Below are 18435 nucleotides of genomic sequence, written 5' to 3' on the forward strand. Positions count from 1 at the left end.
GCCGGCCTCAGCCGGCCTCGGGCACCAGCGGCTTGCCCATGCAGACGCTCTGCGGGTGGTCCTTGTAGACGCCGAACTTGGTGATCGCCTCGTACCCCTCGGAGGCGTACAGCGCCAGCGCCTCGGGCTGCTCGGTGCCGCTCTCCAGGATCACCCGGGTGCGCCCCGCCTCGGCGGCGGTCCGCTCCAGATGGCGGAGCACCGCGCGGGCCAGGCCGCGCCCACGGGCCGCCGGCGTCACGTACATCCGCTTGAGTTCCGCGTCGCCCTCGCGCACCCCGGCGCCGTCCGTCTCCTTGGCCCGCCAGCCGCCGCAGGCGACCGGCTGCCCGTCGAGGTAGCCGACCACGAAGATCCCGGCCGGCGGCTCGAAGTGGTCCGGGTGCATGACGGTCACATCCGCGTCGCCGTAGCGGCGGACGTACTCCTGCTGGACCTCGGCGGACAGCCGTACGGCATCCGGGTGCCCGTAACCGGTGGTGCGTATCTCCATGGCCGGCAAGCCTACGTCGCCACCACCGCCGGCCGGCGCCCGGGTCAGCGGCCCTCGAAGCGGGCCACCAGCTCGTCCTTGCCGAACATCAGGGCGGTGTCCACGGCGGACGGGGCGCCTGCCCGCGGGTCGGCGCCGCCGGCCAGCAGGGCGGCGATCACCTTGTCCTCGCCCTTGAAGACGGCTCCGGCCAGCGGGGTCTGGCCCCGGTCGTTGACCCGGTTCGGGTCGGCGCCGCCGGCCAGCAGGGCCTCGACGGTCTCCGCGTGGCCGTGGTAGGCGGCGAGCATGATCAGTGTGTCGCCCCGGTCGTTGGCCAGGTCGGCGGGGGCGCCGGCCCGGAGGTACCCGGCCAGCAGCGCCGTGTCGCCGTTGCGGGCGGCGTCGAAGAGCCTGCCCGCCAGCTCGATCACCTCGTCGTCCGGCACGGCGCCCTGCACCTGCCCGGCCTGTGGGTTCTGGGAAGTCTGCGGAGCTGAGTCGGTCATGACGGCCTTTCGGATCCGGTGCGCAGTGTCGTACGCACCGTAGCGGATGACGCGTTAGTACGGATGCAACGCATCCGTACGAGTGATCTTCTCCCGGCGGATGCGCGCGGGAGACGGCGCACTGGGGACCCGAGAGAGCGGAATTCCGGTGCGGGCGAAGGGCCGCACGTACACCTCCCACGCTCACCCGAGTGCCAGGTACACCCATTTGCCCCGTTCCGTCATCTATTACTTTTTGTCACGATTAGATCGCTTTCGGTAGCCCATTTTCGCTCCGTCCCCTGTCCCCCCTCACCGAGGAGCAGAACACGTGATCCTCTCGATTTCCGGCATCGTCCTGTTCGGCACCATCGCATTCCTCTTCTTCCGACGGGACGGCCTCAAGGTCTCGCACGCGCTGGTCTGCGCCCTGTTCGGCTTCTACGTCGCGGGTTCCTCGATCGCCCCGAGCATCACGGCGGGCGGCGCGAGTCTGGCGACCCTGTTGAGCGGCCTCAAGTTCTGACCGATCCCCCTCAGTCACGGCCCGGGCGCGGATCCCACCGCCCCGGGCCTTGTCGGCACCGTCCCGCTCGTCCCACCCGCCCGGGGAGTCAGGAATGTCCCTCACCCGCCATTTCAACCGAGGCCGCGACCTCGCCCGCTCGGCAAGCGACTGCGCCTCCGACATGTTCGCCCCGCTGACCGTGATCGGGCGCGGTCTGCGCGTCCAGGCCGACTGGGCCAGGGGCCGGTGGGCGGCCACCCCCAAGGACCGCCGGGGCCCCACCCTGTTCCTGTCCGCAGCGGTCCTGCTCGGCATCTACCTGTTGCCGCACGGTCCGCTGATCGCCGTGCTCGCCCTGATGGCCAGCGCCGCCTGGGCCGGCCGCGCCCCCAAAGCCGCCCCCGCCGAGCCTGGGCCGGACGCCGCCGACCTCAGACTGACCGCCCTCTACGCCGCACTGACCCCCTATCTGGGCGGGGTGGACGAACCCTCGCCCCTCTACAGCCTGGACGGCAGCTACAAGTCCGCCTTCAGCGCCTGGGAGTTCGACGCCGCGGGCCGGATGACCGCGCTCGACCTGGCCTACCCGGCCTACTTCACCGACACCGAGGCGAGTGCCCGGGCCAAGATCGAGCAGGTCGTCCAGAGCAAGGCCGGCCGTGCCAGGGAGTACCGCTTCGACTGGGACGAGGAGTCGAACCGGCTGCGGATCACCGCCCTGGCGCCGCTGCCCACCGACATCGCCGCCCAGCACTTCGTCACCACCCCGGGCGAGATCGTGCTCGGCTTCACCGACGAGCTCGGCAGCCACCGGACCATCCCGGTGCACCAGGGCGGCGACACCGTCCAGCAGCCACCGGTGATCTGGCGGACCGGCCCGCGCTCCGCCGAGCCGCACCTGCTGGCCCTCGGCGCGGCCGGCCAGGGAACGTCCACGCTGATCCGCTCGATCGCGCTCCAGGCACTTCCGTACGGCGATCTGGTGCTGATCGACGGCGCCGGCACCGGCGAGCACGCCTGCCTGGTGAACCGCCCCGGCGTGTACACCGTGGAAACCAGCCTGCACGGCGCGCTGGCCGCGCTGGAGTGGGCCGCCAAGGAGACCGAGCGCCGGATCGCCGCCCTCAGCACCGCCCGCCATCACGGCGTCACCCCGCCCGAGGACGTCAGCCGCCCCCTCTGGCTGCTGCTCGACCACCCCACCGAGCTGAGCGAACTCGCCCACGCGGAGGGCCGCCCCGACCCGCAGGATCTGCTGGAGGTCCCGCTCCGCCAGGGCCGGGCCGCCCGAGTGACGGTGGTGATCGCCGACGACCTGGCGGCCCGCGACCGGATCTCCACCACCGTCCGGGCCACCACCAGGGCCCGCGTGGTACTCGGCCCGCCCGGCGCCGAGGCCGCCGAGGCGGCCCTTGGCGTCCCACTGGACATCGCACCCGCCGCGCAGATGCCACCCGGACGCGGCTACGCCCGGATCGGCACGGCGCTGCCGGTACGGCTCCAGGTCCCGGCCACCGTGGACCCGCTGGACGAGGAGGCGCCGCCCCAGCTGCGGGACGCGGTGATCACCCTGCTGCCGCACCGGGACACCAGGACCGAGGCGGATGCCGACGTGGAACCGGCTCCCACCCAACCTGCCGCACAGGCTTCCGTGCCGGCCGAGGCGGCGGCCCGCGGCCCGGTGGTCGAGCTGACCAAGGACACGGCGCCGGTGCGCCCGCGTACGGCCTGGCGAGTGTGAGCGGATAAACTTGGGCGGCCGCCACTGGGCTGAATTGCTAGCTGTGTGCACAATTGGTGACACTCTGGGTGATATTCGGGCCCAGATGTGACAAATCGGGCGGGGATGGGTACAAACAGGGGCGGCACGACAGGCGACGCATGTCCCGGGACGGGAATCTTCGTCGGCGGCCGAGCGTTGACCGAACGACGATGACAGCGACCACTAGTCCTGTGGGCCATAAGCCCGGGAGGCACGATTCATGAGCGAGCGAGCTCTCCGCGGCACGCGACTCGGGGCCACTAGCTACGAGACCGACCGTGGAATCGATCTGGCTCCCCGCCAGACCGTTGAGTACGCATGTCAGAACGGACACCGATTCGAGGTTCCTTTCTCCGTTGAGGCGGAGATTCCCTCGATCTGGGAATGCCGTTTCTGCGGGCAGGAGGCAGTCCTGCTCGACGGCGATGAGCCGGAGGAGAAGAAGACCAAGCCGACGCGTACCCATTGGGACATGCTGATGGAGCGTCGCACGCGGGAGGAGCTGGAGGAGGTGCTGGCCGAGCGGCTGGCAGTGCTCCGCTCCGGCGGGATGAACCTCGCGGTTCACCCGCGTGACACCCGCAAGAGCGCGTGATCACACCCTCCGCCTCGGCGGAGGACTTCGAAGGGGCCCCGGGCAATCGCCCGGGGCCCCTTCGATTCGACCCGAGTCAGTCGCCGCGCCGCACACGGGGGTACGGGGGCTGATCCGTGGAGCCGCCGTCCCATGACACGCTGCCCGGCGGGCGCGCCGTCCCGACCGGCCGGTGGGCCCCGGTCAGCCGGTGATCGGCGGGCGGTAGTCGGTGTCCGGGCCGGTGGGACCGGTCCGGGGATCGACCACCTCACCCTGGACGACCTTGCCGTCCGGGCGGTGGATGCGCAGCTGCTCCTGGATTCGCATGGCGTCCGCGAAGTGGCCCGCCCCGGGCCGGGCGGTGGAGCGCAGCGCCGTCCTGGCGAACCGGCGCCCGAGCGCGCGCCACATCGCCCTGGTGGGCGGCAGGAGCAGGGTCAGACCGACCAGGTCGGACAGGAAGCCGGGCAGGATCAGCAGCAGGCCCGCCAGGACGGTCAGGCTCGTGCCGGTCCGGGGCTGCTGCGACTCGGGGTCGCGGCTCTGCGCGACGACCGCCGAGAATGCCTTCAGCCCGGCCCGCTTGATCAGCGAACCGCCCAGGAAGGCCCCGGCCACCAGCAGGACCAGTACCGTGAACCAGCCGGCCGCGCCCGCGACGACCGTCAGCAGCCAGATCTCCAGCACCAGCCAGGCGGCGATCAGCAACGGCAGCACCCGCCGCAGACGGCTGCGCGGGGCCGGACGGACCTGGGATGCTTGCTGGGTCACGGTACGAATCCACTCCAGCGCGGTGCTCTCCGCGCAGATCGGCGACGGCCTAACGGGGGACGGCAGCCGCTGCCGCGTCCTCCACCTCGCTCAACGGTTCGACCTTGGCCGGTGTTCCGGCCGTCTCGCCGCCACCGCGCCGCCGCCGGATCCCGCCGGCCACCGCCGCGCCGCACGCCAGCAGGCCGGTGATGGAGAGCACCCACTCGGGCGCGGCACCCACCCGGTCGGCCACCGTCCGGCCGTCGAGCAGCGGCACGGTGGCGCTGAGTTCGGCCGGGGTGAGCTCCTGGGTGCGGCTCTCCACCGAGCCGTCCGGGGCGATGATCGCGCTGATCCCGCTGGTCGCGGCGATCAGGACCGCCCGGCCGTGCTCGACCGCGCGCAACCGGGACATCGCCAGTTGCTGCTCGGGCTGCCCGCTCTTGGCATACGTGGCGTTATTGGTCTGGACCACCAACACCCGGCCGCCGTCGTTGACGGTGTCTCGGACGATCTCGTCGTACGCGACCTCGAAGCAGATCACGTCGCCGATCCGGGCCGGGCCGAGCTGCATCACACCGTCGTGGGTACCCGGGTAGAAGTCCCGGGCCACCCGCTGCAGTCGGGTGATCACCTTGGAGAGTTCGGCGCGGAACGGCACGTACTCCCCGAACGGCACCGGGTGCTGCTTGACGTAGTAGTCGCCGGGGCCGTTCTTCGGGTCCCAGACGATGCCCTCGTTCTGGACGTGCTGGCTGTCCGGGCCGTCCACCAGGGCGCCGACCAGGGTCGGCACGCCGACGGCCTTCACGGCCCGGTCGATCCGGTCGTACGCCTCCGGGACCGCGAAGGGGTTGAGGTCGGATGAGTTCTCCGGCCAGATCACCACGTCCGGGCGCTCGGCCCGGCCGGCGGCGACGTCGGCCGCGAAGCGCTCGGTGGCCGAGGCGTGGTTGTCGAGCACCATCATCGGGCGGCCGAGGAAGTCCATGCCCGGGTGCGCCACGTTGCCCTGGATGACGGCCACCTTGAAAGTGTCGGCGGCGTGGGCACCGGTCGGCACCGGAACGAGGTATCCGACGAGGACCGTCGCCGCGATGCCGGCTCCGGCCAGCACGGCGGCGCGAGCGGGGCGGGGGGCTGTCCGGACGGCGGGGGCGGGGGCGTCCCCGGTGTCCGCGGGGGCGGCGTCAGCGGAGTCGACGGGAGCGGAGTCAGCGGAGGCGGTGCCAACTGCGGGATCACCGGGAGCCGTCCCCGGCGCCGGGCCGAGGCGGACGGCGGTGTACGCCAGCAGGGCACCCGCCAGGGCGACGGCGAAGGTCACCAGCGGGGCGCCGCCGAGCGCGGCCAGCGGCGTGAACGGGCTCGCCGTGTTGGCGAAGGCCAGCCGGCCCCACGGGAAGCCGCCGAGCGGAAGCCGGTCACGCGCCCATTCCTCGGCCACCCAGAGGCAGGCCGTCCACAGCGGCCAGGTGCGCAGCCGGGAGGTGACGGCGAGGCCGGCGCCGAGCGCGACGAGGAACAGGGCCTCCAGGAAGGCGAGCCCGGCCATCGCGTCCAGGCCGATGACCCGCATCCAGTCGAGCAGCAGCAGGAAGAACGGGAACCCGAACGCGAAGCCCGTCCACGCTCCCTGGCGGGCCGTCCGCCCCCGGGTCAGCAGGGAGAGGGCGGCCGCGCCGGTGATGGACAGCGGCCAGAGGTCGAACGGCGGGAAGGCCAGGGCCAGCATCAGCCCGGCAGCCGCGGCCAGGGCGGTTCTGGGCAGGCCGGCCCAGAACCTGCTCCAGCGGCGGCCCAGCCGTCCCGGGCTCTGCTCGGGGACCGCCGGGGCAGCCGCCTCCGAGTCCGCCGTCGGCTGCCCCTGGTTCTCGGGCAGTGCCACCTGCGCACCACCTCTCTGGCTGTGCCGTTCGCTCGCTCTGCGAGTGCCGTCTGGTCGACCGGGCCACTCGGTGCCGAGAGCCGTCGGAGAAAGGTACCCCGGACGGCTACCGGCCGTCCCTCAAGGGTGCCTGATCAGCGACGACATCCCCGCGGGCATGGCGCGGGGCCCGTTGGAGCGGCCGTACGCCGTCGCAGCGGGCCCCACGAGGTTCGCGCCCCGGTCGGTGCCCGGTCGGCCCGTCCTGCGGCGGATCAGCGCTGGTGGACGGTGCGGCCGCGGACGACGGTGCGCAGGCAGGTCGGCAGCGGCACGCCCGGGGTGAGGTCCGGGAGTCCGGGGGTGCCGGAGCGGGGGTCGGTGGACCAGCCGGCGACCCGGTCGTCCGGGGCCTGCACGACCAGGTCGGTGACCTCCCAGATCGCGTAGCTGGCGACGGCGCCGGGTACCAGCACGCCGTCCTGGTCGCGGCCGAGCGCGCGCCAGCCGCCCCGGGTGTGTGCCGTGAACGCCGCGCGGACCGAGATCCGGTGCTCCGGGGTCTGGTGGAAGGCGGCCGCCCGTACCGTGCCCCAGGGGTCGAGCGGGGTGACCGGGGCGTCCGAGCCGAAGGCCAGCGGGACCCCGGCGCGCAGCATCGCGGCGAACGGGTTGAGCCCGGCGGCCCGTTCCGCGCCGAGCCGCTGGACGTACATGCCGTCCGGACCGCCCCAGCAGGCGTCGAAGGCGGGCTGCACGGACGCGGTGAGGCCGAGCTCGGCGAAGGCGGCGATGGTCTTGTCGTCCAGCGCCTCGGCGTGCTCGACCCGGTGGCGCAGCGAGCGGACGCGGGCCAGGCCGACCCGGTCGGCCGCTGCCCGGACGCCCTCCAGGACGGTGGTCAGCGCGGCGTCCCCGATCGCGTGGAACCCGGCCTGGAGCCCGGCCTCGGTGCAGGCGGCGACGTGGTCGGCGACCTGCTCCGCCGTCAGGTAGGCGGTGCCGGTGTGCTCGGCGTCCGCGTACGGGGTGTGCAGGCAGGCGGTGTGCGAGCCGAGTGCGCCGTCCACGAAGAGGTCGCCGCCGGCGCCGACGGCTCCCAGCCGGCGGGCGGTCTCGATGCCCCCGAGTTCGCCCCAGTAGCCGAAGACCTCCGGGCCCTCGCCCTCGGCCGCGAGGGCGAGCAGCGCGGCCAGGTCCTCGGCGGAGGAGATCTCCGGTCCGGCGCACTCGTGGACTGCGCCGATCCCCAGTTCGGCGGCCCGGCGCAGGGCGGCGCGCTGGGCGGCCCGGCGCTGCTCCGGCGTCAGGTGCGCGAGGGCCGCCTGCCGTACGGCGTGGTGGGCGTCGCGGGTGAGCGGCGCGGTGGGGTGGTGGCCGGGCAGTTCGGCGAGGCCCTCGGTCAGCTCGCGCAGTGCGGTGCTGGCCAGGGCCGAGTGGACGTCGGTACGGGAGAGGTAGACCGCGGCGGTGCCGGCCGCGGCGTCCAGTTCGGCGAGCGTCGGCGGGCGGCCCTCGGGCCAGCCGCTCTCGTCCCAGCCGTGGCCGAGCAGCACGCCGTCGTCCGCGGACCGGGCGAAGGCGGAGATCCGCTCCAGCGCCTCGGCCAGCGAAGGGCAGCCGGTGAGGTCCAGACCGGTCAGGGCCAGTCCCGCCGAGGTGGCGTGGACGTGGGCGTCCACGAAGGCGGGGGTGACCAGGGCTCCGGCCAGCTCCACCACCTCGTCGGCGGTCTCGGCGTACGCCTGGGCGGCGCCGTCGCTGCCGACCCAGGCGACGTGTTCACCCTCGACCAGCATCGCGGTGGCGAACGGGTCGGCGGGGCTGTAGACGGCGCCGCCGCGGAGGAGCACGGTCCGGTTGGTGCGTTCGGTCATGGGCCCAAGTCTGCACCCGACCGAATGCGGCCGGAGCGCCGGGGCGCGTCTCAGAGCCTCGGCGGGCGTGCCTCGTACGGAGTGGAGAGCACCACCGTGGTGCGGGTGGAGACCCCGGCGGCGCTGCGGATGCGGGCCAGCAGGTCCTCCAGGTCGCCGGGGGCGGCGACCCGCACCTTGAGGATGTAGTTCTCGTCGCCCGCGACGCTGTGGCACGCCTCGATCTCGGGCAACGGGGCCAGCCGCTCCGGGGTGTCGTCGGGCGCGCTGGGGTCGAACGGTTTCACCGAGATGAAGGCGGTCAGCGCGAGGTCGACCGCGTCCGGGTCGATGATCGCCGTGTAGCCGCGGATGACACCGCGCTGCTCGAGCCGGCGCACGCGCTGGTGCACCGCCGAGGTGGACAGGCCGGTGGCCTTGCCCAGGTCCGTGTAGCTCATCCGGCCGTCTTGCAGGAGCAGCCGGACGATGCGCTGATCGAGATCCTCCACAAGGCGCAAACCTACTTCCCCTTGGGCCGGCTTGCCGAGCCGGTGTGCACTCTTCCGTTTTCGGTGAGTGATCGGCCGCGCATATCGTGGGGCCCACACCCGATCTCCGGCGCCATCGGTGAGCACCACCGCGGTGCGACCGGCGTACGAGCTCCAGCAGACGCGGCGCATGAACGGGGCATGTGCCGCTGGAATGTGGCGAACGACACATCCCGTGCATCACAGTGCACCGCAGTGCAGGGTTATGACGCTGTGGCGCAGGGAAGGGCTGCTTGTGGCCAGGGCCGACGCGAGCCCGGCCCGATCCGAGGGGGATCAAGATGCTTGCTACTGACCAGCGTTCCCGCGCCGTGGAGGATGACGAACGCCTCGACCGCGACGCCGACTTCGACCTCGCCGGGTCCGGGTTCCCGGGGGTCGACCCCGGCGACATGGACAGCTGGGAGATCGCCCGCGTGCACTGCCCCGCCTGCGACCGTCCGATCGCCCTGATCGGCGACGAGGAGCGGCTGCCGCAGCACGCCGTACTGCCGACCGCCTGGCACCCCTTCTCCCCCGCGCTCTGCCCCGGTTCGGGTGCGCCCACCGAGGACTTGGCCGAGTGCGACGACCTGGCCGCCGACCAGGCCGCACCCGGCGCCGAGGCCCTGCTGGCGCTGCCGGCCGAACTCGACTGGCGCACCCAGCCGTTCTCGCACGTGGGCGGGCCCGGGGCGGTGCCGGTGCGCCGGGTGCGGGTTCCGGCGCAGCGCGGGCGCCTGGTGCGGCGCTGACGCCCTTCGCCTCGCACCGGTGAACTCCCGCCGCACCGGGGGAACTTCGGTCAGGGGTGAGCTCTTCAGGGGCGCGGGGACCGCGCGGCCGGCCCTCGATGGAAGTGGCCGGTCCGCGCGCGGTTCCCCGCGTCCCTGCTGATTGCCATCCGCCGCGGGGGGTGGGATCCGACGGCGGTTCCCCCTCCCCCGACAGGCCCTAGCGGCTCAGGTGGCGGCCGATGACCAGGCGCTGGATCTGGTTGGTGCCCTCGACGATCTGGAGCACCTTGGCCTCGCGCATGTAGCGCTCGGCCGGGTAGTCCTGGGTGTAGCCGTAGCCGCCGAGGACCTGGACCGCGTCCGTGGTGACCCGCATCGCGGCGTCGGTGCAGAACAGCTTCGCCATCGCCGCCTCCTTGGAGAACGGCAGTCCCGCGTCGCGGCGGCGGGCGGCGGACAGGTAGAGCGCGCGGCCGGCCTCGATCTGGGTGGCCATGTCGGCCATCATGAAGGACAGCCCCTGGAAGTCGGCGATCGGGCGGCCGAACTGCTGCCGGGTGCCCGCGTAGTCGACGGCGAGGTCGAGCGCGGCCTGGGCGACGCCGATCGCACAGGCGGCGATGCCGAGCCGGCCGGAGTCCAGTGCGGACAGGGCGATCTGGAAGCCCTGGCCCTCCTCGCCGATCCGCCGGTCCCGGGCCACCCGGACGCCGTCGAAGTGCACCTGGGCGGTGGGCGAGCTGTTCATGCCCATCTTGTGCTCCGGCTGCGCCGCGGAGAGCCCGGCGCTGTCGGCCGGGACGAGCAGGCAGCTGATGCCCCGCGCGCCGTCCTCACCGGTCCGCACCATGGTGCTGTAGAAGTCGGCGCGGCCGCCGTGCGTGATCCATGCCTTGGTGCCGTTCACCACGTACTCGTCGCCGTCCGCCTCGGCCCGGGTGCGCAACGCGGCGGCGTCGGAGCCGGACTGCGGTTCGGAGAGGCAGTACGCGCCGAGCTGCTCGCCGCCGAGCATCCCGGGCAGCCAGCGCCTCCGCTGCTCGTCGGTGCCGAAGGCGGCCAGCCCGTAGCAGGAGAGGGTGTGCACGCTGACGCCGAGGCCGACCGCGAGCCAGCCGGCCGCGAGCTCCTCCAGGACCTGCAGGTAGACCTCGTACGGCTGCTCGCCGCCGCCGTAGCGCTCCTCGTACGGGAGGGAGAGCAGACCGGCCTCGCCGAGGGTGCGGAAGACCTCGCGCGGGAACCGGCCGGCGGCCTCGTCCTCGGCGGCGCGGGGCTTGAGTTCGCGCTGGACCAGGTCCCTGGTGAGGCTCAGCAGCTCGCGGGCCTCGTCACTGGGGAGCTGACGGTCGACGGGCTTGGCGGGAGCGGGGCTCATGACGGGCGGGCCTCCTCGGTCGGGGTGCCGGGCCCACGGGTGGTGGGACACGGCACGGCAGGCGTGTCGGACCGGGCACCGGGTTGCGGTGAACGGTCGTTCACGGGCGTGGCGAAGTGAGTATGCCCGATACCGGCCGGTCCGTCACGACCTGCGGGAACGCACCGCCCGTAGAGTGGGTGCGTGGCTGTTCGGGACGGGAGTGCGGAGCTCGGCGACGGCTCGGCCGTTGCCGGGGCCGGTGTTCGGGCTTCCGTCGCACCGGCGGGTCCGTCGGGGGACGGCGGGATTCCCGTACGGCTGGCGCGGCAGCTGCTCGCGCTGCCGCCGTCCTGCGGCCCGGTCCGACTGGTGGCCGTGGACGGTCACGCCGGGGCCGGGAAGACGACCTTCGCCGCCCACCTCGCCGCCGCGCTCGGCCGGGCACCGGTGGTGCACCTGGACGATCTCGCCACCCACGCCGAGCCGTTCGGCTGGGTGGAGCTGCTGCGGACCGAGGTGCTGGAGCCGCTGGCGGCCGGGCTGACGGCCCGGCACCGCGTCTACGACTGGACGTTGCGGCGCTTCGCGGACTTCCGCACCGTGCCGCCCGCCCCGGTGGTGCTGATCGAGGGAGTCGGCGCCGGCCGGCGTGAACTGAGGCCACTGCTGAGCCGGTTGATCTGGATGGAACTGGACGCGACGGCCGCCCGGGCACGCGGGGAGCTGCGCGACGGACCGGAGTTGGCCGAATTCTGGGTCGGCTGGACTGCGGCCGAGCAGGCGCACTTCGCCGCGAACCCGAGCCGTCCGTACGCGAATCTGCGGGTGGACGGACTCACCGGCCGAGTCCTTTTCACTTCTCTTGGTGAACCCTTGTCCGATTTTTGACCTGGGAGGTCCTCAACCCGTAGGTTCTCACCGTCGCGGGCCGTATGGATCTCGCAACACCGGACGCGGCGCCTCCGGCTCGTTCCCCCGTGGGCCGGAGGCGTCGCGCTCCGCATCCGTCGCGCCACTCTCCCCACCTGCCGCGATCGACGCCGACCGTCGGGTTCCGGTCGGACTCCAACAACCCGGCGGGTACTGCGATTTGACACCGTGCGACACCCTTCCGGATCAGCCCCGCGCCGGTACGATTCGTGGCAGGCACGGATGCGTGCCGGGGGCGTCGGCGTGGGCGGGCACCACCCTGGCCACGCCCCTCGGCCGCCGAGCCTCGGTGCACCGAGCGGGGGGCGTGAGTGACGGTGGAGAGTTCCAGTACGACCGGGCCGGATCGGCTCGCCGACCGCGCCTGGCTGCGGGCGATGGACGCCTACGCCGCAGGTGCCTATGTGAGGGCGGAGGAGGAGTTCCGCACCGCGGTACGGCTCGACCACGGCATGGCGGACGCCTGGCTCGGGCTGCACGCGCTGCGCTGCGACACCTCGGGCGCCCTGCTGGCCATGCACCGCCATCAGGACCGCTTCGGCGAGCAGCGCGCCAGGCACGGGCGGCCACTCAGTTCGTGGTACTGGCTGGGCTGGTGGGTCCAGCCGGTGCTGGAGGACACTCGCGACCTGGCCCTGGCGCACGCCTCGCACTGGCTGGACGGCCGTCACCTGACCGAGCTCGACCGGGCGCTCACGGCCTGCCCGCCGCCAGACCGGGATCCGTCGGTGCGCTTCCTGCACGCCTGCCGCTCCTACCTGTTGAAGGACTGGGAGCAACTCATCCGCGACACCGACCGGTTGCTGGACGACCCGATGCTCGGCATCGAGGCCGGGCTGTTCGCCGGCATGGCCAGGGTCCGCCTCGACATGTGCGCCCAGGCGCAGCGGCCGCTGGCCGCGTCACTGGCCCGCTGCCGCTCGGAGCAGCCGCAGCGCAAGGAGTTGCGGTACTGGCTGGCCCGGGCCTACGAGGGGGCCGGACGCAGCGCCGCGGCCCTGCCGCTGTACCGGGCGGTGCACCGGGCCGACCCGGCCTTCATGGACACGGCGGCCCGGCTGGCGGCGATCACCACCGAGGACGGGGTGGTCGAGGGCCTGCTCGGCGACGGCCGGGACGATTCCACGCTTCCTGGTGAACTGGCCATCGCGGAGGCCGGCTTCGAGTCGGCCGGGGCGCCGGGCAGCGGGCCCGTGGCCGAGTTCGGGCCGGACGGCGAGTACCAGCCCGGATACGGCCCCGCCGCAGGGTACGACGGCGAGAGCGGGTACGACCGCGGGAGCGGGTACGCCAAAGGTGCCGGCTACGACGGGGAGTTCGCCGACGGCGACGGGTACGGTCCGGGCGACGGGTACGGTCCGGGCGACGGGTACGGTCCGGGCGACGGGTACGGCGGCGAGGGCGACTTCGGTACGGAGGCCGACTACCGGATCGGCGAGTCCGGTGCCGCTCCGGCCGCCACCGGGGCGCCGGCACCCAAGGCGGCACCCGAGCGCTCCGGCGCGGCGGCCGACCCCGCCCCCGGGCCGCCGCCCAGAGGGGACGGCGGTGAGCGCGCCGCGCCGCCGGCCGGCTCCCCGCACCGGGGCGGACTGCGCGGTCAGCAGGGGCTCGACGCGGCGCTCGGCGCGCTGGAGCAGATGGTCGGCCTGGAGCCGGTGAAGCGCCAGGTCCGGGCGCTGTCGGCGCAGTTGCGGATGTCGCGGCTGCGCGCCGAGCAGGGCCTGCCGGTGCAGCCGCCGAAGCGCCACTTCGTCTTCTCCGGCCCATCGGGCACCGGCAAGACCACCGTCGCCCGCATCCTGGGCCAGGTCTTCCACTCCCTCGGTCTGCTCTCCGGCGACCACCTGGTGGAGGCCCAACGGGCCGACCTGGTGGGCGAGTTCCTCGGCCAGACGGCGGTCAAGGCCAATGAACTGATCGACTCGGCGCTGGACGGCGTCCTCTTCATCGACGAGGCGTACAGCCTCTCCAACTCCGGTTACAGCAAGGGCGACGCGTACGGGGACGAAGCGCTCCAGGTGCTGCTGAAGCGGGCCGAGGACAACCGCGACCGGCTGGTGGTGATCCTGGCCGGTTACCCCGAGGGCATGAACCGGCTGCTGGCCACCAACCCCGGCCTCAACTCCCGCTTCACCACCCGGGTCGACTTCCCGAGCTACCGCCCCGCCGAGCTCACCGCCATCGGGCGCGCCCTGGCCTCCTCCGGGGGCGACGGCTGGGACGCGGACGCCGCCGACGAACTCGCCAGCATCTGCGGCCATGTGGTGCACGAGGGCTGGATCGACGAGCTCGGCAACGGGCGCTTCATCCGCACCCTGTACGAGAAGTCCTGCGCCTACCGCGACCTGCGGCTCTCCTCGCTCCGCTCCCTGCCCACCCGCGAGGACCTGGCCACCCTCCGCCTGCCCGATCTGCTCCAGGCCTATGGCGAACTGATCGACGGCCGCCGGTAGCCGGGGGTACGCGATCGCGGGACCGGCCGTCCAACGCGACGTCCGAATGCCGCCGGAGATCCGCGTGCCGGCGCGGCAGCATCGTCATGTCCGCGAACCCGACAGGAGGATCGAGCGAGCATGACTGCGGTACTCGACGGCAAGGTGGCACTGGTGACCGGCGGCAGCCGGGGCATCGGCGAGGCGGTGGCGCTCCGGCTGGCCGAGGACGGGGCCGACGTAGCACTGACCTACCGGGACGGCGCCGAGCGCGCGGCGGAGGTGGTCGACAAGGCCCGGGCGCTGGGTCGGCGGGCCTGGGCGGTGCGGGCCGACGGCGCGGACGCGTCGGCGGTGCGGGAGGCGGTGGACCGGGCCGCCGCGGAGTTCGGACGGCTGGACGTCGTGGTGAACAACGCGGGGATCGGTGTGCTGGGTCCCCTCGAGGGCCTGCGGCCGGCGGACGTCGACCGGGTGCTGCAGGTCAACGTGCGGGCGCCGTTCCTCGTCTGCCAGGCCGCGGTGCGGCACCTGGGCGAGGGCGGGCGGATCATCAACATCGGCAGTTGCATGGCCGAGCGGGCCGCGTTCGGCGGCGGTTCGCTGTACGCGCTGAGCAAGACCGCCCTGATCGGCCTGACCGGGTCGCTCGCCCGCGAACTGGGCCCGCGGGGCATCACGGTCAACCTGGTCCACCCCGGACCGATCGACACCGACATGAACCCCGCCGACGGGCCGTCGGCCGACCTGCAGCGGAGCCTCACCGCGCTCGGCCGGTACGGGCAGCCCTGGGAGGTCGCCGCGACCGTGGCCCATCTCGCGGGAGACGGCGGCCGGTACATCACCGGCGCCGCCATCTCAGTGGACGGCGGCTTCGCCGCCTGAGCCTCGCGGGGGCGGCATCCCGCCGCCCCCGCGAGGCCTCCGACCGGAGGCTGCCGCCGGAGAGCAGTCGGCCTCAGGCGCGGGCCGTCTGGCGGTGGTCGGGGTCGTGCATCTCGCCGACCAGTTCCTCCAGGACGTCCTCCAGCGCGACCAGGCCGAGCCGACGGCCCTCCTGGTCGACCACGGCGGCCAGGTGGGCGGCGGCCCTGCGCATGGCGCCGAGCGCGTCGTCCAGCGGCATGCCGGCGCGCAGCACGGTCACCGGGCGCCAGAGGCGGGCCGGCAGCGGGGCCTCGGGGTCGTCCACGTCCAGGATGTCCTTGACGTGGAGGTAGCCGTGCAGGGTCCCGGCCTCGTCGATCACCGGGAAACGGGAGAAACCCGTCTCCACCGCCCGCCGCTCTATCTCCAGCGCGGTCACCGAGGGGCCCACGGTGACCAGCTGGTCGGCCGGCAGCAGGACGTCGGTGACCGGTCGGCGACCGAGCTCCAGGGCGTCCTCCAGGCGCTCCTGGCGGCGTTCGTCCAGCAGTCCGGCCGCCCGGGAGTCGGCCAGCAGGTGGAGCAGCTGCTCGTCGGTGAAGACCGAGGCGACCTCGTCCTTGGGCTCGACCTTCACCAGGCGCAGCACACCGTTGGCGAATGCGTTCAGCAGCCGGATGACCGGCCCGAGCCAGCGGGCGAGGCGGTCCAGCGGCGGGCCGAGCCAGAGCGCGGCCTTCTCCGGACCGGCGATCGCGATGTTCTTGGGGACCATCTCGCCGACCACCATGTGCAGGAAGACCACCAGCGCCAGCGCCAGCGCGTAGCCGACCAGCTGGACCAGCGACTCCGGCAGGCCGACGACCTGGAAGGGGCCTTCCAGCAGTCCGGCGATGGTCGGCTCGGCCAGCGCGCCGAGCAGCAGCGAGCAGACGGTGATGCCCAGTTGGGCGGCGGCCAGCATCGCGGAGACGTTGGAGAGCGCGTGCAGCACGGTGCGGGCGCGCTTGTCGCCCGCCTCGGCGAGCGGTTCGATCTGGCTGCGCCGGACCGAGATCACCGCGAACTCGGCGCCGACGAAGAAGCCGTTGCCGAGCAGGAGCAGCAGGGAGGCGACCAGTTGCAGGGCGGTCATCGGTCGGTCTCCTCGGCCTCGTCGTCAAGGCGGCGTTCGATCAGCACCCGGCTGGTGCGGTGCCGCTCGACCTCCAGCACGGTGAACCGCCAGCCGGGCAGGCTCGCGCGCTCGCCGGGGTCGGGCAGCTTGCCGAGCAGGTCGGCGAGCAGGCCGCCGAGCGTCTCGTACGGTCCGTCCGGGGCCTGCAGGCCGATGGCCTCCAGCTGGTCGAGCCGGGCGCGGCCGTCGGCCTCCCAGACCGGGTGGCCGTCGGCGGGCGGCAGTTGACGCAGTTCGGGGATGTCCTCGGGGTCGTGCTCGTCCTGCACCTCGCCGACGATCTCCTCGACGATGTCCTCGATGGTGACCACGCCGGCCGTGCCGCCGTACTCGTCGACCACGATGGCCATCGGCTGCTGGCGGCGCAGCTGATCGAGCAGGCGCTCGGCGGGCAGCGTCTCGGGGACCAGCAGCGGTGCCGAGGCCAGATCGGCGACCCGGATCCGGGCGCGCCGATCGGCGGGGACGGCGAGGGCGTCCTTGAGGGTCACGGTGCCGCTGACCTCGTCCAGGCTGTGCCCGTAGACCGGGAACCGGGACAGGCCGGTGGCCCGGGTGAGGTTGAGGACGTCGGCGGCGCTGGCGTGGCGCTGCAGGGCGACGACGTCCACGCGCGGGGTCATCACGCTCTCGGCGGTCAGTTCGCCGAGGCCCAGGGTGCGGACGAACAGCCGGGCCGACTGCTCGTCCATCACTCCGGCCCTCGCGGAGTGCCGGGCGAGCGAGACCAACTCGGCCGGGGTGCGGGCGTGGCCGAGCTCCTCCTGCGGCTCGATGCCGAGTGCCCGCACCATGCGGTCGGCAGAGCCGTTCAGGAAGCTGATCAGCGGACGGCAGACGGCCGAGAAGAGCCGCTGCGGTCCGACCACGGCGTACGCGACCTGGAGCGGCCTGGAGATCGCCCAGTTCTTGGGGACCAGCTCGCCGATCACCATCTGCAGCACGGTGGCCAGCACCATGCCGCCGGTCACGGCGGCGGTGGCCGCGGCGGCCCGGGGCAGTCCGACCCCGGTGAGCGCGGGGGTGAGCAGCGTGGAGAGCGCCGGCGCGGCGAGCATACCGACCACCAGCGAGGTGACGGTGATGCCGAGCTGGGCACCGGAGAGCTGGAAGGAGAGCTTGCGCAGGGCCTTCGCCAGACCGGCCGCCCTCCGGTCACCGGCCTGGGCGGCGCGTTCGACGCTGCCGCGGTCCACGGTGATCAGGGCGAACTCGGCGGCCACGAAGAGGCCGTTGGCGAGGATGAGCAGGAAGGCTGCGAACAGCAGCAGCCAGGCGGTGATCACAGTGCCGCCCGCCTTCCGGGGGCCGGAAGTGAGGCGGCGCGGGTACTACCGGACGGATCGTCCATCGAGGGGAGGTGTCACTCCTCAGGTCATGGGGTGAAACGGTCTCGCCTTCGAAGGCCACGGGGCCGGAAGGCATGCGAAGACCGGCGGGGCCTTTGCCCCGGCTTTACCAGCGTAGACGATACCGGGGCGCGGGTAAGGATCTTGCAGGGTGCTGCCTGCCCCGGCCGGTGGAAGCCACCTCCCCGGCAGGCTCCGGGCACCGTGCTCAGCGCGAGGTACCGCGCTCCTCGACCAGGTCGCGCAGTGCGCGGGCGGCGCGGACCGCCTGGTCCCGGCCGCCGGCGGGCTGGATGCCGACCGCGGCCAGCGCGGTGCCGTCCGCCAGGTCGAGGGTGACCCACGGGTCACCCTGGCGCAGGTTGACCCGGAGGATCTCGGCCCAGGCCAGTCGGCGGCTGCGGACGAAGTTGACCACCGTGACGCCCTGCTCGTCCGCGCTCACCCGGGGCCGGGCCAGCATCAGACCGACCGCGGCGAACAGCAGACCGCTGCAGACCATCGCCACCCGGTCGTTGAGCTGCCAGTTGTCGGGCATCGCGAAGGCGATCGCGGTGAAGAGCACCAGCAGTACCGAGCAGAGGGTGAGCAGCACGGCCCGGTTGCGGCGCGGCGCCCAGGTGACCGGGAGCGCGACGGACTCGACGGGCGTGGTGGTGGGCTGGGTGGAGGTGGTCACGGTGCTTCTCCCGAGTGCGGGCGGGGGCCGGTCCCCGCCCGATGGGTCGTCCAAGACCGGCCGGCGACAGGGCCCGCGGCGTCGCGGG

Annotated in this window: 17 protein-coding genes; 7 read left to right on the plus strand and 10 right to left on the minus strand. The window is 73.4% G+C overall.

What is annotated here, in order from left to right; translation table 11 throughout:
• Positions 1–7: 7 nt before the first annotated feature.
• Together ABD369_RS03420 and ABD369_RS03425 are read right to left on the minus strand one after the other, a co-directional pair.
• Entirely contained in the window at positions 8–493 is a 486-nt protein-coding gene (locus ABD369_RS03420) for a GNAT family N-acetyltransferase (protein WP_344634674.1), read from the minus strand.
• Positions 494–537: 44 nt separating this feature from the next.
• On the minus strand, positions 538–981 hold the full coding sequence (locus tag ABD369_RS03425) for an ankyrin repeat domain-containing protein (RefSeq protein WP_344634675.1): 444 nt from the start codon (positions 979–981) through the stop codon (positions 538–540).
• A gap of 310 nt (positions 982–1291) precedes the next feature.
• On the opposite strand from ABD369_RS03425, the gene ABD369_RS03430 reads away from it, so the two are divergent.
• The 3 genes from ABD369_RS03430 to ABD369_RS03440 all read left to right on the plus strand — a co-directional run bounded on the left by ABD369_RS03430 (position 1292) and on the right by ABD369_RS03440 (position 3825).
• The gene (locus ABD369_RS03430) at positions 1292–1486 is read left to right on the plus strand and encodes a hypothetical protein (protein WP_344634676.1); all 195 of its coding nucleotides are present in this window, start codon (positions 1292–1294) and stop codon (positions 1484–1486) included.
• A 94-nt stretch (positions 1487–1580) separates the two neighbouring features.
• Positions 1581–3209, plus strand: a complete 1629-nt coding sequence (locus tag ABD369_RS03435) for a P-loop NTPase family protein (protein ID WP_344634677.1) — start codon at positions 1581–1583, stop codon at positions 3207–3209.
• 241 nt (positions 3210–3450) lie between these two features.
• Positions 3451–3825: an RNA polymerase-binding protein RbpA gene (locus ABD369_RS03440; RefSeq protein WP_045300891.1), complete on the plus strand. Its 375-nt coding sequence runs from the start codon at positions 3451–3453 to the stop codon at positions 3823–3825.
• A 183-nt stretch (positions 3826–4008) separates the two neighbouring features.
• Here the strand turns inward: ABD369_RS03440 and fxsA are convergent, their stop codons facing one another.
• From fxsA to ABD369_RS03460, 4 genes are all read right to left on the minus strand, one after another.
• Positions 4009–4578, minus strand: a complete 570-nt coding sequence (fxsA, locus tag ABD369_RS03445; protein ID WP_344634678.1) for an FxsA family membrane protein — start codon at positions 4576–4578, stop codon at positions 4009–4011.
• Between the two features lie 49 nt (positions 4579–4627).
• A complete protein-coding gene (gene lnt / locus ABD369_RS03450; RefSeq protein ID WP_425557529.1) occupies positions 4628–6442 on the minus strand; it encodes an apolipoprotein N-acyltransferase in 1815 nt (604 codons plus the stop codon).
• Between the two features lie 260 nt (positions 6443–6702).
• On the minus strand, positions 6703–8304 hold the full coding sequence (locus tag ABD369_RS03455) for an amidohydrolase (RefSeq protein ID WP_344634679.1): 1602 nt from the start codon (positions 8302–8304) through the stop codon (positions 6703–6705).
• Positions 8305–8354: 50 nt separating this feature from the next.
• Entirely contained in the window at positions 8355–8795 is a 441-nt protein-coding gene (locus ABD369_RS03460; protein WP_344634680.1) for an Lrp/AsnC family transcriptional regulator, read from the minus strand.
• A gap of 320 nt (positions 8796–9115) precedes the next feature.
• Here ABD369_RS03460 and ABD369_RS03465 point away from each other — a divergent pair, with 320 nt between their 5' ends.
• On the plus strand, positions 9116–9568 hold the full coding sequence (locus tag ABD369_RS03465) for a hypothetical protein (RefSeq protein WP_344634681.1): 453 nt from the start codon (positions 9116–9118) through the stop codon (positions 9566–9568).
• 199 nt (positions 9569–9767) lie between these two features.
• On the opposite strand, the gene ABD369_RS03470 is transcribed toward ABD369_RS03465, so the two are convergent.
• A complete protein-coding gene (locus tag ABD369_RS03470) occupies positions 9768–10928 on the minus strand; it encodes an acyl-CoA dehydrogenase family protein (protein WP_344634682.1) in 1161 nt (386 codons plus the stop codon).
• A 288-nt stretch (positions 10929–11216) separates the two neighbouring features.
• Between ABD369_RS03470 and ABD369_RS03475 the strand changes: the two genes are divergently transcribed.
• The 3 genes from ABD369_RS03475 (at position 11217) to ABD369_RS03485 (ending at position 15160) form a co-directional block, all read left to right on the plus strand.
• Positions 11217–11798, plus strand: coding sequence for a uridine kinase family protein (locus tag ABD369_RS03475; RefSeq protein ID WP_344634754.1), 582 nt, complete (start codon positions 11217–11219; stop codon positions 11796–11798).
• A gap of 419 nt (positions 11799–12217) precedes the next feature.
• On the plus strand, positions 12218–14296 hold the full coding sequence (locus ABD369_RS03480) for an AAA family ATPase (RefSeq protein WP_344634755.1): 2079 nt from the start codon (positions 12218–12220) through the stop codon (positions 14294–14296).
• 120 nt (positions 14297–14416) lie between these two features.
• Positions 14417–15160 carry an SDR family NAD(P)-dependent oxidoreductase gene (locus ABD369_RS03485; RefSeq protein WP_344634683.1) on the plus strand — a complete coding sequence of 248 codons (744 nt, stop codon included), beginning with the start codon at positions 14417–14419 and terminating at the stop codon, positions 15158–15160.
• 73 nt (positions 15161–15233) lie between these two features.
• Here ABD369_RS03485 and ABD369_RS03490 read toward each other — a convergent pair whose 3' ends face one another.
• The 3 genes from ABD369_RS03490 to ABD369_RS03500 all read right to left on the minus strand — a co-directional run bounded on the left by ABD369_RS03490 (position 15234) and on the right by ABD369_RS03500 (position 18347).
• Positions 15234–16277, minus strand: coding sequence for a hemolysin family protein (locus ABD369_RS03490; protein ID WP_344634684.1), 1044 nt, complete (start codon positions 16275–16277; stop codon positions 15234–15236).
• Positions 16274–17605 carry a hemolysin family protein gene (locus ABD369_RS03495; protein ID WP_344634685.1) on the minus strand — a complete coding sequence of 444 codons (1332 nt, stop codon included), beginning with the start codon at positions 17603–17605 and terminating at the stop codon, positions 16274–16276. Before ABD369_RS03495 ends, ABD369_RS03490 begins: the two co-directional genes overlap by 4 nt.
• 271 nt (positions 17606–17876) lie before the next feature.
• A complete protein-coding gene (locus ABD369_RS03500; protein ID WP_344634686.1) occupies positions 17877–18347 on the minus strand; it encodes a PH domain-containing protein in 471 nt (156 codons plus the stop codon).
• Positions 18348–18435 lie beyond the last annotated feature (88 nt).

It is taken from the genome of Kitasatospora cystarginea (assembly GCF_039533515.1).
Lineage (GTDB): Bacteria > Actinomycetota > Actinomycetes > Streptomycetales > Streptomycetaceae > Kitasatospora > Kitasatospora cystarginea.

What these genes read in the sequence shown, in the direction of transcription:
- ABD369_RS03455 (WP_344634679.1), bottom strand. Translation starts at nt 8,304, where the DNA reads ATGACCGAACGCACCAACCGGACCGTGCTCCTCCGCGGCGGCGCCGTC.
- ABD369_RS03420 (WP_344634674.1), bottom strand. Translation starts at nt 493, where the DNA reads ATGGAGATACGCACCACCGGTTACGGGCACCCGGATGCCGTACGGCTG.
- ABD369_RS03435 (WP_344634677.1), top strand. Translation starts at nt 1,581, where the DNA reads ATGTCCCTCACCCGCCATTTCAACCGAGGCCGCGACCTCGCCCGCTCG.
- ABD369_RS03490 (WP_344634684.1), bottom strand. Translation starts at nt 16,277, where the DNA reads ATGACCGCCCTGCAACTGGTCGCCTCCCTGCTGCTCCTGCTCGGCAAC.
- ABD369_RS03425 (WP_344634675.1), bottom strand. Translation starts at nt 981, where the DNA reads ATGACCGACTCAGCTCCGCAGACTTCCCAGAACCCACAGGCCGGGCAG.
- ABD369_RS03465 (WP_344634681.1), top strand. Translation starts at nt 9,116, where the DNA reads ATGCTTGCTACTGACCAGCGTTCCCGCGCCGTGGAGGATGACGAACGC.
- ABD369_RS03485 (WP_344634683.1), top strand. Translation starts at nt 14,417, where the DNA reads ATGACTGCGGTACTCGACGGCAAGGTGGCACTGGTGACCGGCGGCAGC.
- ABD369_RS03470 (WP_344634682.1), bottom strand. Translation starts at nt 10,928, where the DNA reads ATGAGCCCCGCTCCCGCCAAGCCCGTCGACCGTCAGCTCCCCAGTGAC.
- ABD369_RS03440 (WP_045300891.1), top strand. Translation starts at nt 3,451, where the DNA reads ATGAGCGAGCGAGCTCTCCGCGGCACGCGACTCGGGGCCACTAGCTAC.
- ABD369_RS03480 (WP_344634755.1), top strand. Translation starts at nt 12,218, where the DNA reads ATGGACGCCTACGCCGCAGGTGCCTATGTGAGGGCGGAGGAGGAGTTC.